We start from the raw sequence: 11,580 nt of genomic DNA, 5'->3' as shown, positions 1-11,580 counted from the left end.
TGTCCAGGTCAAGTCAAAAACACCTTTCCCTACGCTCAATCCCTTGTGAGTCGCGGCTTTAAGCATTGTCGACTTACACCCAAAGACTGTGGACGGGCCTGTGGATAAGGTGAGTGCATATGGCTCCAGCCCTTATGCACAGTGGCTTGCCGAAGAATGATCATTTTTCGTACAGCACTGAGGTGAATACACAGCGGGTTGCCGCTGAACGCCAGCCGGGGCATTCTGCTCAACGTCCAATTCAATGGCGGCCGATGCCCGCCAGCCAAGGAGAACACGATGACTTCCACCCTGTTTATTACGGGCGCGACTTCCGGATTTGGTGAGGCGTGTGCGCGCAAGTTTGCACAAGCAGGCTGGAAACTGGTGCTGACGGGTCGACGCGAAGATCGTTTGAAAGTACTGTGCGAAGAGTTGTCAAAGCAGACCGAGGTCCACGGCTTGGTAGTGGACGTGCGTGACCGTGCAGCGATGGAGGCGGCGATTGCCGATCTGCCACCTTCGTTCAGCAAGTTGCGTGGGCTTATCAACAATGCCGGCCTGGCGCTGGGCACCGATCCGGCGCCCAAGTGTGACCTCGATGACTGGGAAACCATGGTCGACACCAACATCAAGGGGCTGCTCTACACGACTCGCCTGCTGCTGCCACGGCTGATTGCCTACGGTCGCGGTGCCGGAATCGTCAACCTGGGTTCCATCGCCGGCAGCTACCCGTACCCTGGCAGCCACGTGTATGGCGGTACCAAGGCGTTCGTAAAACAGTTCTCCCTGAACCTGCGTTGCGACTTGCAAGGCACGGGTGTACGGGTCAGCAACGTAGAGCCAGGCCTGTGCGAGAGCGAGTTCTCCATGGTGCGCTTTGGCGGTGACAAGGAACGTTACGACGCCACCTACCAGGGTGCTGAGCCGATTCAGCCCCAGGACATCGCCGAGACCATTTTCTGGGTGCTCAATACCCCGGCCCACATCAACATCAACCGCCTTGAACTGATGCCTGTCACGCAGTCCTGGAGCGGTTTTGCCATCGAACGCCACGCCAAGTAGTAAACTCACGCCTGGCAGCCCACCTGCGACCTCCTGAGGGGGTCGCATCCAATCGGGCTGAAAAGGAGTTTTTGTGAGTAACCGTGGTGAGCAGAAACTGCTCAAGCAATCGACGTTTTTAATGTTCGCGGTGGCCATTGCGGGCATTGCGACGGGTTTTATTTCGGGTTCTGAATCCATCATGTTCGATGGGTTCTTCTCTTTGATCGCGACCTTCATCAAAGTACTCATGCTGATTACGGCGCAACTGATCGCCAAGGAAAGCAACCAGCGTTTCCAGTTCGGCTTCTGGCACCTTGAACCCATGGTGCTGTTGATTGAAGGCAGCTTCCTGTTATTGATTGCGATCTATGCCTTTCTTAACGGCGTGTTCGGCATCATCAATGGTGGACGCGATATCGAGCTGGGGATGGTGATTGTTTACGCGGCGGTGTTTACCGTGATCGAGTTTGCATACTACTTCTGGGTGCGGCGCAAAAACCGCAAGCTCAAGTCCACCCTGATCCAGTTCGACAACATCAGTTGGCTGGTGGACGCCATGCTGTCGGTGGGGCTGTTGATAAGTTTCATCACGGCTCTGGTGCTCAAGCAGCAAGGTTATGCACAGTGGGCGGCTTACGTTGACCCGGCGATCCTGATTTTGCTAGCGCTGAGCATGTTGGCCCCGGCGTTCAAAATCCTTAAGCCAGCCTTGCGAGATGTACTGGGGATAGCCCCGGATAAACTCGATGACAAAGTACGCGACGTGCTCGAAGACATGTCGTCGCGCCACGGTTTTGAGGGTTATAAAACCTACGTGCAGAAGCATGGACGGGCGCGGTTTATCGAGATTCATATCGTGTTGCCAGTGGGTTATCCACTGACCAGCGTGAAAACGCTCGATGCGTTGCGCGAGGAAATATCCGAGTTACTGGGGGCTGCTGACAGTGCTCGCTGGCTCACCATCAGCTTTACCGGTGATCGTAAGTGGATTGCGTGATTTGAAAACCCCCTCTCCCGAAGGGAGAGGGGGAGGGCAAAAGCGTCAACCGAAATACTGCGCCAACCCGCTGTAGCACGTCGCCAGGTGATACGGCGTGGTTGACGGCATGTCTTCGCGGCTGACATTTCCCGCGTCATCCCGACATTCATACCAGCCACCGGCATGTAAAAACTGCTGTTGCAGCGCCAGCAGCTGGCGTTGCAGACGTGGCTGGCTGTCCGGGCGCAAGGTCAGGGCGCGCAGATACTCGGCTTGCGCCCAGATGCGCTGGGTGCCATCGCGCAGGCTGCCATCAGGAGCCAGCATGCCGCAGACCGCACCGCTCTGCGGGTCGACGCCCACCTGCTCGGCAAAGCCGAAAGCACGATCCAGTGACCCGTGCAGCGGTGTCTGGCGCAGCAGTGGCGAAGATTCCAGCAAAAAGTACCACTCAAACTGATGGCCCGGCTCAAACCAGTTATCCACAGCCCCGCGCGGTTTTTCGAGCATGACGTTATGCACAGGCTCGATAAAACGCTGCTGCATGGCATCGGCCAGTGCGAGCAGAGCGCCATGCACCGGTGCATCGTCGCGCACCGACAGGGTGGCCAAAAATGCTTCAGCCAAGTGCATCAACGGGTTTTGCAGGGGGCCGGTATTCAGTGACGACCAGTCGCGATCCAGGCTGGCCTCGTACAGACCGCTACCATCACTGAAGCGCTCGGCCACCACTTCCAGCGCCCCATTGAGCGCCGACTCCACCAGTGGTTCGCGCACTTTGGCCCAGTAATGGGCGCAGGCGAAGATGATAAAGGCGTGGGTGTAGAGGTCTTTGCGTTGATCCAGCGGCGCGCCGTCAGGGTCGATGCTATAGAACCAGCCACCGTGTTCGGCGTCGTGAAAATGCTGGTGCAGCGAGCGGAACAGCGCCGCGGCGCGTTCAGCGGCGTCGGGGAACGCCGGGTCATCGATCAAGCTGGCGAACAGATACAGTTGCCGCGCGCAGGCCATGGCGCGATAGCGCTGAGGTGGCAACGGCCGATGCTCGGGGCTGAGCGCCTCGAAGGGCAGCGCCAGTTCGGCATTCCAGCCGGGGCCTTGCCAGAGCGGCACAATGACCTGGCGAAAATGCTGCTGAACGGCCGCAAACGTGGCGGTCAGTTCAAGCGGGAAGTCGGAGCTGGCTACATCAGGCATCGGCGGGCGTCGTCACGGCTGGGGCGTTTGCGCGACATGATACACCGTGATTCGCTGGATGAACTCAACTCTGATGTGGGGTCGGGAATGTGGGAGCGAGCCTGCTCGCGATGGCATCACTGCGGTTTGCCTGAAGTACCGCATCGTTCCCATCGCGAGCAGGCTCGCTCCCACAGGTTAAATCAACAACCCCTGACGCTCGATAAACGCCACGATGGCATCCAGGCCAAGTCCGGTCTTTTGGTTGCTGAATACAAACGGCTTCTCACCGCGCATCCGCCGCGTGTCGCTGTCCATCAGCTCCAGCGATGCGCCCACCAGTGGCGCCAGATCGATCTTGTTGATCACCAGCAAGTCCGATTTACAGATCCCCGGCCCTCCCTTGCGCGGTAATTTATCCCCGGCAGACACGTCGATCACGTAGATCGTCAGGTCGGACAGTTCCGGGCTGAAGGTGGCCGACAAGTTATCCCCACCCGATTCCACCAGGATCAAATCCAGCCCTGGAAAACGACGGTTCAACTGATCCACGGCTTCCAGATTGATCGACGCATCTTCACGAATCGCCGTGTGCGGGCAACCGCCGGTTTCAACCCCGATAATGCGCTCCGGGGCCAATGCTTCGTTGCGCACCAGAAAGTCGGCATCTTCACGGGTGTAGATGTCGTTGGTGACGACAGCCAGGTTGTACTTTTCGCGCAACGCCAGGCACAGGGCCAGGGTAAGCGCGGTTTTGCCGGAGCCCACCGGGCCACCGATGCCAACACGCAAAGGCTGTGTGTTCATTACATTCTCCTAGGAACGAAACAGGCGGCTGTACTGGCGCTCGTGGGCCATGCTCGCCAACGACAGGCCGAAAGCGGCGCTGCCCAAGTGGGATAAGTCGATGGTGCTGGCGTGTTGCTGTGCCTGCTGCAAGGTGGGCGACAACTGACTGGTCATGCGCTGGGCCGCTTGCTGGCCCAGGGGCAAGGTTTTCATCAGCACCGCCAATTGGTTTTCCAGCCAGCTCCAGAGCCAGGCGGCCAGTGCGTCTGCAGGGCTGATGCCCCAAGCGCGGGAGGCCAATGCCCAGCCGAGTGCCAGATGTGGCTCGCATTGCTGTGCGAGAAACAACCGAGAGGGCTCGTCCAGTTCCGGCAAGCCGTTGAGCAACTGTTGCAAGGAATAGCCCATTTGCCGGCTTTCCTGATGCAGTTCGCGGGTTTCACGGCTGGCGCGATGTTCATCGCACAACCGCTGCAACGTGCTCCAGTCCTGATCGGCTGCCGCCTGGCAGTGGGCGAGTAACAAAGGTGCTTCGAAGCGGGCCAGGTTGAGCAGCAGTTGATCGCTGATCCAGCGCGTTGCTGTCTCAGGGTCAGCCACGCGGCCATTTTCGACGGCCATTTCCAGCCCCTGGGAATAGCTGTAGCCGCCGATGGGCAGTTGCGGACTGGCCAAACGCAACAGCGCCCAGGCCGGATTCACAGGCGCACGCCAAATTGATGCAGGCGCGGGGCGTAGTTGAAGTCTTCTTCACCCGCACGGGAGTGATGGTGACCGCCGCCATAGGCGCCGTGTTCCGGTTGAAACGGCGCTTCAATGGCCTCGGTGTGTGCACCCAGCTGCTCCAGCATGGCCTTGAGCACATAGTCGTCGAGCAGGCGCAACCAGCCATCACCGACCTGCAGGGCGACGTGGCGATTGCCCAGGTGATAGGCGGCACGGGTCAATTCAAAGGCATTACGACAGGTGACATGCAACAGTTTCTCGGCGCTGGCGCATACGCGCACGATTCGCCCGTCCTGGGCCTGGAGAAATTCGCCGTCATTCAACGGGGGCTGGCCGCGATCAAGAAACAGGCCGACGTCTTCGCCACCGCTGCTGAAGCAGCGCAGGCGACTTTTGCTTCGGGCTTCGAAGTTGAGGTGTAACTCTGCACTCCACACGGGGTGGGCCTGGATTCTGCGATGAATCACCAACATCGGAAGGCTTCCTGCAATGGACAATACCTAGGCCAGAGCAAGGGGCTTGCCAACCCGGGTGCAGGGCGCAAATACAGGCCCAAAAAAGGTGCAGGGAGTTGAGGGTGTTCTAAAGAGGTGCGCAGCGGACGCAGTGGCGCACTAATAAAGTGCGCTAGCGATTATTCAGTGCTGCCCAGACCTTTCCAGTGCTTGAGCCCGATAAAGATAAAGCGCAGTTGCTGACTGATTTTGGCCTGGGGTTGCAGATGGTCGGGCAGGGTGTCCGCGGGCGGATCGATCACATCGGGCAGGGCGGCAAACACGCTTTTGACCACCAGATCGGCGATCACGGTCAGGCCGGCATGGTCCAGGTGCTGCAGTTTTGGCTTGGAACTCAAGTCTGCTGCCAGATCCGAGGTGATGTCTTCACGCAGTGCGCCAATGGCCTGGCGAACCGGCTGGGAACCGCCGTACTGTTCGCGGGCCAAAAATAGAAACTGCGAGCGATTGGCCTCCACTACGTCGAGAAAGATGCGCACCGACGCGTTGATCACACCGCCCATGAACAGTTCGTTGTGACGCACCAGGCGAATGGTTTCGCGAAAGGTTTGGCCGACTTCACTGACCAATGCCAGGCCCAGTTGGTCCATGTCGCTGAAATGTCGATAAAAACCGGTAGGCACGATGCCAGCCGTTTTTGCGACTTCGCGCAGGCTCAGGCTGCCAAAGCCGCGACCCGACTCCATCAAGTGGCGGGCAGCATCCATCAGCGCAAGGCGGGTTTGTTGCTTCTGTTCGGCGCGAGGCAGCATCGGGGCTGGTATTCCAGACAAGTACAGCGGCGCACTCTAGCAAATCGGCTTTGATGACGTCGAACGGTGAAGGTATCAATATTCTCGTAGCAGCTGCCGCAGGCTGCGTCCGATGGCGTAGCCATCGCAAAGTCAGACGCTGAGATGTATCAGGTAAACCGGGTTCTCAGGACCTACGATTGCTTCGCAACCGGACGCAGCCTTCGCCAGCTGCTACGAAAACATTAGCTCGCACGTTGATTGCGCTCGGCCAGGCGTTCAGCGCCACCTTCGGCGACAAACTGATTGCTTGGGGTGCGATCGTAGCCATCTTCAGCGACGCGATTTTGCTGATCCAGAGTACGTTGCGCGCCATCTTCAGCCACCGGGTTGAGGGGTTGGCTCAACGTGCTCGATGCAGGTTGTACCATTGGGGTTGGCTCGTCGTCGGCTGGCAGGGCAAAAGCGTTGACGGCGAAAAGTGAAAGGGTCAGGCCAAGCAGTAATGGGCGTTTCATGGTGTGTGCTCCGTAGCAGTGCAACTAAGTAGGTGTTGTGGCAATGCTACGCTTGGCTACCGGATATCAAAGTTCATACGGGCAATGGTGATAATCGACAGAATTGATTGTTCAGATTCGGGGGCTCTAGCCTGAGGCTTCCGAGGTTTTTTACACGAAAGTCGTACCGGGGTTAAACCTTGAGTCGTCTTTGCCAGTCGTACATTTAGAGGCGTCGTAACTGGGACGTTCAGTCGTAATCAAGGAGCCGTGACATGACGCGCACCCGTAAAACCCTTGCCTGGATAGGCGCAATTTTCGTCTTGCTGGTGGCTGTGCTGGTGGTAATCCTCGCTACCTTCGACTGGAACCGCATCAAGCCGACCATCAACACCCAAGTGTCCGAAATCCTTCATCGCCCGTTTGCCATCAACGGTGATCTGGCCGTGCGCTGGCAGCGCGAAGAGGACGAGGGCGGCTGGCGCGCCTGGGTGCCCTGGCCCCATGTCATTGCCCACGACCTGACCCTGGGTAACCCCGAGTGGTTGAAAACTCCGCAAATGGCCAGCCTCAAAAAAGTTGAGCTGCGCCTCTCGCCCCTGGCACTGCTGACCCGGACGGTGGATATCCCGCGTATCAACCTGACGCAGCCCAGCGCCCACCTTGAGCGTCTGGCGGATGGCCGGGCGAACTGGAATTTTACGTTCGACCCCAAGGACCCGAACGCAGAGCCGTCAGCCTGGACGGTTGATATAGGCGCCATCGGTTTCGACAAGGGGCATGTCACGCTTAATGACCAAACCCTCAAAGCCCGCCTGGATGTGCTGATCGATCCGTTGGGCAAACCTATCCCTTTTAGCGAAATCGTCGGCGAAGCAGACGCGAAAAAGACTCTGGAAAAAGGCAGCCAGGCGCAGGACTATGCCTTCGCCCTCAAGGTCAAAGGTCAGTACCACGACCAAAAGCTCAACGGCACGGGCAAGATTGGCGGCCTGCTGGCGTTGCAAGACTCGACCAGACCCTTCCCGCTGCAAGCACAGGTCAGCATTGCCGACACCCGCGTGGCGCTCGCCGGGACCCTGACCGATCCACTGAATCTGGGCGCGCTGAACCTGCGCCTGAAGTTGGCCGGAACCAGCCTGAGCAACCTCTATCCGTTGACCGGCGTGACCTTGCCGGATTCGCCGCCCTACTCGACCGACGGTCATTTGATCGCCGCGTTGCGAGAGCCAGGGGGCGCGACCTTCAGCTATGAAAACTTCAACGGCAAAATCGGTAGCAGTGATATTCACGGCGACCTGAAATACGTGGCCAGTCAGCCGCGGCCCAAGTTGTCCGGCAAGCTGGTGTCCAACCAACTGCTGATGGCTGACCTGGCACCGCTGATTGGCGCCGACTCCAACACCGAGCAAAAGGCCCGTGGCGGCGAAAGCAAACAGCCTGCGGGTAAAGTGCTGCCGGTCGAGGAGTTCCGCACCGAGCGCTGGCGCGACATGGACGCCGATGTCGAACTCACCGGCAAGCGCATCGTGCAGAGCGCCGAGTTGCCGTTTACCGACCTCTTCACCCATCTGGTGCTCGATGACGGCGAACTGAGCCTCGAACCGCTGCGCTTTGGCGTGGCGGGCGGCAAGCTGGATGCGCAGATTCGTCTCAATGGCCGTGCTACGCCGTTAAAGGGCAGCGCCAAATTGACCGCGCGCAACTTCAAGCTCAAGCAACTGTTCCCCACCTTTGAACCGATGAAAACCAGCTTCGGTGAGCTCAATGGCGATGCCACGATTGCCGGGACCGGCAACTCGGTTGCCAAGTTGTTGGGCACCGCCAATGGTGATTTGAAGATGATCATCAATGACGGCGCCATCAGCCGCAGCCTGATGGAAATAGCCGGTTTGAATGTGGGCAACTATGTAGTGGGCAAAATTTTTGGCGACGAAGACGTCAAAATCAACTGCGCCGCAGCAGACTTTGGAATCAAGAGTGGTCTGGCCAGCACCCGGTTGTTTGTGTTCGATACCGAGAACGCGATTATCTACATTGACGGTACGGTCAATTTCGCCACCGAACAGCTCGACTTGAAAATCACCCCTGAGTCCAAGGGCCTGCGATTGTTCTCGCTGCGTTCACCGCTGTATGTACGCGGCACCTTTGCCAACCCGTCGGCGGGTGTGCAAGCCGTACCGCTGCTGTTGCGTGGTGCCGGTATGGTGGCGCTGGGCGTGATTGCCGGTCCGGCGGCGGGGCTGCTGGCATTGGTTGCGCCGAGCGGCGGCGAACCCAACCAGTGCGCGCCTCTGCTGCAGCAAATGCAGCAGGGCAAAGTGCCGAAAACAGTGAAATAAGCCCTGCAGAACGGATGTAGCCGCTGCCACCGCAAGGCCTTTGCTTTGAATGCCAAAGCGGGCCGCTGCGCTGCCCATCGCAGCCTGCGGCAGCGGCTTGTATGTTGGCGCTAAACCGTTTTTCGTAGGGTTCTGTGACGCCTGCGATGCATTTTGCTTTTGCTGGAGCCACACGAATGTCCAGACGACGCGAATGCCCATGACAGTGCCGGAGTGAGGGAACCACCGAGCCTGGGCGAGGCGTCCGCTGCAGGGAGACAGGCCCACCAAAAAGGCCTTGCCCCAGCGTACGGCCCTCGCTGCGCTCAGGTGTCCCTCACTCCGGTCCCGCTCCGTGGGCACGCCGTGACGGGCCATCCATGGCCCAACACGGCTCTCCCGGCATCCATGCCGGTCGACCCACTACGCAGAACCTGCGCTCGGCCTCCCGAAGGGCAGGCAGATCAAAAACCAGTGCAAAAACAAGATCAACGGCCCGCCGAGGCGGCCTACAGGCGGACCTGTTTAGCGAAGCACATTTCTCTAAACAGGCCGGTTGGCAACAGAGTATCTACAGGTTGAGACAGAGCTGTCAGGCTTTGCGAAGTGGCGTAGTCCAGCGTTCGGACAAAATCACCCCGCCCAGAGTCAGCGCGCCACCCATCAGGTGGTAGGCATGCAACTGTTCCTTCAATACCACGGCAGCAATCAATGCCGTAATCAGCGGCAGCAGATTGAAAAACAGCGTGGTGCGGCTCGGACCCAGGGTGGCCACGGCTTTCATCCAGGCCAAGGGCGCGATCATCGACGCCAGCACACAGGCGTAGAGCACCAGCCCCATGTTGTGAACGGTCGGGCCCACCTTGGGGGAGGCCAGGTACAGCGGGAATAACACCACAATTGCCACGAGGACTTGCAGGTACAGCATTTGCAGCGGCGGCAGGCGCAACTGCCATTTCTTCAGCAGCGTGCTGTAAATCGCATAGGCCAGCGTCGCGACCAGCATCATCGCGTCGCCCAGGTTCAGGCCGTGATCGAGCAAAGCCCTGAGGCTGCCGCTCGACACCACCACCAGCACCCCGACAAATGACACGATGGCGCCCACCAATGCTCCGGCCGTCAGGCTCTGGCCCAGGCTGATGATGGACATCGCAAGCACCATCAATGGCATCAGCGACAGGATAATGCCCATGTTGGTAGCTGAGGTCCTGGCCGCCGCGTAGTAGGCCAGGCTTTGGTAAATCGCCATGCCAAGCACGCCAAGGACGAAGATCTTGCCCAGGTTCGGGCGGATGACCGGCCAGTTGGCCATGACCGGTTTGAGCATGAAGGGAGTAAACAGCAGACCGGCCAGCAGCCAGCGGTAGAAACCGATCTCGGACGGAAAGATCGCCCCGACCGCCAACTTGTTGATTACGGTATTGCCGGCCCAGATAAAAATGGCCAGTAGCGGGTAAGCGTATTGCATCAGGACAACCATACATTCAATGAGCGACGATTATCCGCCTGTCTGTCTGCAAGCCTATACTGCGATCCGGCCAATCTCACACCGAATCCAGACAGCATGCGCAAGAATCTGATCAGCGTCCCCGAGTTCGACGGCTTGCCTGCACCGGTTTACTTTCGCTACGCCGAGTTTCAGGCCCACAGCCATGCCGTACCCCATGTCCATGCCTGGGGCTCGCTGGACTACGTGGCCCACGGGGTTATGCGCTTTGAAGTCGATGGTCGGCGCTTTATGTCGCCGCCCCAATACGCGGTCTGGATCCCGCCCAACACCGAGCACAGCGCCAGCAATGCGCAGGCCATTGTTTACCGTTCGGTGTATCTGGATGCGGTTCACTGCCAGCACCTGCCGACCACCCCGGTCACCCTGGCCATCAGCGATATTCTCAAGGCAATCCTCAGTGATTTCGCCCGCCGCGATATCAATATCCCCCAGAGCGAGGCGGATGTTCGACTGGCGCAGGTGCTGGTCGACCAATTGCGTCAGGCGCCGATGCATCAGTGTTTCTTGCCCTATGCCAGCCATCCTGGCTTGTTACTGGTGCTGGAGGCGCTGCAACTGTCCCCCGGCGATAACCGGCCGCTGGGCCAGTGGGCGCAGCAGGTGCATGTCAGCGAGCGCACCCTGGCGCGGCTGTTTGTGCGCGAACTGGGCATGAGCTTTGGTGAGTGGCGTCAGCGTCTGCGCTTTCTGGCGGCGATCGAGGCGCTGGAGTCCTCGCGTAGCGTGCAGGAGGTGGGCTTTGATCTGGGCTACAGCACCTCATCGGCGTTTATCGCGATGTTTGCGCGCCAGGCCGGGTGTACGCCAGAGCAGTATCGGCGCCAGGCACGTCATCTTTGAAGTGGTGAGTCAGTGTTGTAACTAGGTTTGTCTACACTGCATTTACCCGCGCTGAAACGTGGCGCGTCAACAAAGAGAAAACTCCATGAAGATGCTGCGTGTTCCTCTGCTGCTGATAGGTCTGCTGCTGTGCTCCCAGGGTTTTGCGGCCACTGCCCAACAAAACAAAATGACTACCTGCAACGCTGACGCGAGTGCCAAAGCCCTTAAGGGGGATGAGCGCAAAGCCTTTATGAGCACCTGCCTCAAGGCGAAACCGGCCACGCAGCAAGAAAAAATGAAAACCTGCAACGCCACCGCCGGTACCCAGGAACTCAAGGGTGATGCGCGCAAAGCCTTTATGAGCGAGTGCCTGAAGAAAAAATAAAGCGGGCTCTTGTCGCTGCTGACGAGACACTTCAACTGTGGAAGCAAGCCTGCTTGCGAAGATCATTCGCGAGCAGGCTCGCTCCCACAGGGGCATTGAGGTG

At 58.9% G+C, this 11,580-nt stretch carries 12 protein-coding genes; 5 read left to right on the top strand and 7 right to left on the bottom strand.

Going from position 1 to position 11,580, the window contains the following annotated elements; all coding sequences use genetic code 11:
* The first annotated feature begins 279 nt into the window (after nucleotides 1–279).
* On the top strand, nucleotides 280–1,044 hold the full coding sequence (locus TU76_RS17530) for an SDR family oxidoreductase (RefSeq protein ID WP_048352215.1): 765 nt from the start codon (nucleotides 280–282) through the stop codon (nucleotides 1,042–1,044).
* A 73-nt stretch (nucleotides 1,045–1,117) separates the two neighbouring features.
* The gene (locus TU76_RS17525) at nucleotides 1,118–2,023 is read left to right on the top strand and encodes a cation diffusion facilitator family transporter (protein ID WP_019826192.1); all 906 of its coding nucleotides are present in this window, start codon (nucleotides 1,118–1,120) and stop codon (nucleotides 2,021–2,023) included.
* Nucleotides 2,024–2,068: 45 nt separating this feature from the next.
* On the opposite strand, the gene TU76_RS17520 is transcribed toward TU76_RS17525, so the two are convergent.
* The 6 genes from TU76_RS17520 to TU76_RS17495 all read right to left on the bottom strand — a co-directional run bounded on the left by TU76_RS17520 (nucleotide 2,069) and on the right by TU76_RS17495 (nucleotide 6,460).
* Nucleotides 2,069–3,202 carry an AGE family epimerase/isomerase gene (locus TU76_RS17520; RefSeq protein WP_048352214.1) on the bottom strand — a complete coding sequence of 378 codons (1,134 nt, stop codon included), beginning with the start codon at nucleotides 3,200–3,202 and terminating at the stop codon, nucleotides 2,069–2,071.
* Nucleotides 3,203–3,379: 177 nt separating this feature from the next.
* Entirely contained in the window at nucleotides 3,380–3,988 is a 609-nt protein-coding gene (gene ureG / locus TU76_RS17515) for an urease accessory protein UreG (RefSeq protein ID WP_019826189.1), read from the bottom strand.
* Between the two features lie 9 nt (nucleotides 3,989–3,997).
* Nucleotides 3,998–4,672 (bottom strand): urease accessory protein UreF, encoded by a 675-nt coding sequence (locus tag TU76_RS17510; protein WP_019826188.1) that lies wholly within the window; start codon nucleotides 4,670–4,672, stop codon nucleotides 3,998–4,000.
* Nucleotides 4,669–5,169 (bottom strand): urease accessory protein UreE, encoded by a 501-nt coding sequence (ureE, locus tag TU76_RS17505; RefSeq protein ID WP_019826186.1) that lies wholly within the window; start codon nucleotides 5,167–5,169, stop codon nucleotides 4,669–4,671. The genes TU76_RS17510 and ureE overlap by 4 nt, the downstream gene beginning before the upstream one ends.
* Nucleotides 5,170–5,330: 161 nt before the next feature.
* A complete protein-coding gene (locus TU76_RS17500) occupies nucleotides 5,331–5,963 on the bottom strand; it encodes a TetR family transcriptional regulator (RefSeq protein ID WP_019826184.1) in 633 nt (210 codons plus the stop codon).
* A 224-nt stretch (nucleotides 5,964–6,187) separates the two neighbouring features.
* Complete coding sequence (locus TU76_RS17495; protein WP_019826183.1) at nucleotides 6,188–6,460, bottom strand: hypothetical protein; 273 nt, start codon at nucleotides 6,458–6,460, stop codon at nucleotides 6,188–6,190.
* Between the two features lie 254 nt (nucleotides 6,461–6,714).
* On the opposite strand from TU76_RS17495, the gene TU76_RS17490 reads away from it, so the two are divergent.
* Nucleotides 6,715–8,781 carry an AsmA family protein gene (locus tag TU76_RS17490; protein WP_019826181.1) on the top strand — a complete coding sequence of 689 codons (2,067 nt, stop codon included), beginning with the start codon at nucleotides 6,715–6,717 and terminating at the stop codon, nucleotides 8,779–8,781.
* Between the two features lie 571 nt (nucleotides 8,782–9,352).
* Here the strand turns inward: TU76_RS17490 and TU76_RS17485 are convergent.
* Nucleotides 9,353–10,228, bottom strand: a complete 876-nt coding sequence (locus TU76_RS17485; protein ID WP_048352228.1) for a DMT family transporter — start codon at nucleotides 10,226–10,228, stop codon at nucleotides 9,353–9,355.
* A 96-nt stretch (nucleotides 10,229–10,324) separates the two neighbouring features.
* Here TU76_RS17485 and TU76_RS17480 point away from each other — a divergent pair, with 96 nt between their 5' ends.
* Both TU76_RS17480 and TU76_RS17475 read left to right on the top strand, forming a co-directional pair.
* On the top strand, nucleotides 10,325–11,110 hold the full coding sequence (locus TU76_RS17480) for an AraC family transcriptional regulator (RefSeq protein WP_048352213.1): 786 nt from the start codon (nucleotides 10,325–10,327) through the stop codon (nucleotides 11,108–11,110).
* Nucleotides 11,111–11,195: 85 nt separating this feature from the next.
* Nucleotides 11,196–11,477 carry a PsiF family protein gene (locus tag TU76_RS17475; RefSeq protein WP_046810036.1) on the top strand — a complete coding sequence of 94 codons (282 nt, stop codon included), beginning with the start codon at nucleotides 11,196–11,198 and terminating at the stop codon, nucleotides 11,475–11,477.
* Nucleotides 11,478–11,580: the final 103 nt, after the last annotated feature.

Origin of the sequence: Pseudomonas psychrophila (genome assembly GCF_001043005.1) — a bacterium.
GTDB classification, from domain to species: domain Bacteria; phylum Pseudomonadota; class Gammaproteobacteria; order Pseudomonadales; family Pseudomonadaceae; genus Aquipseudomonas; species Aquipseudomonas psychrophila.
This window is presented reverse-complemented; position numbering and strand designations above follow the sequence as displayed.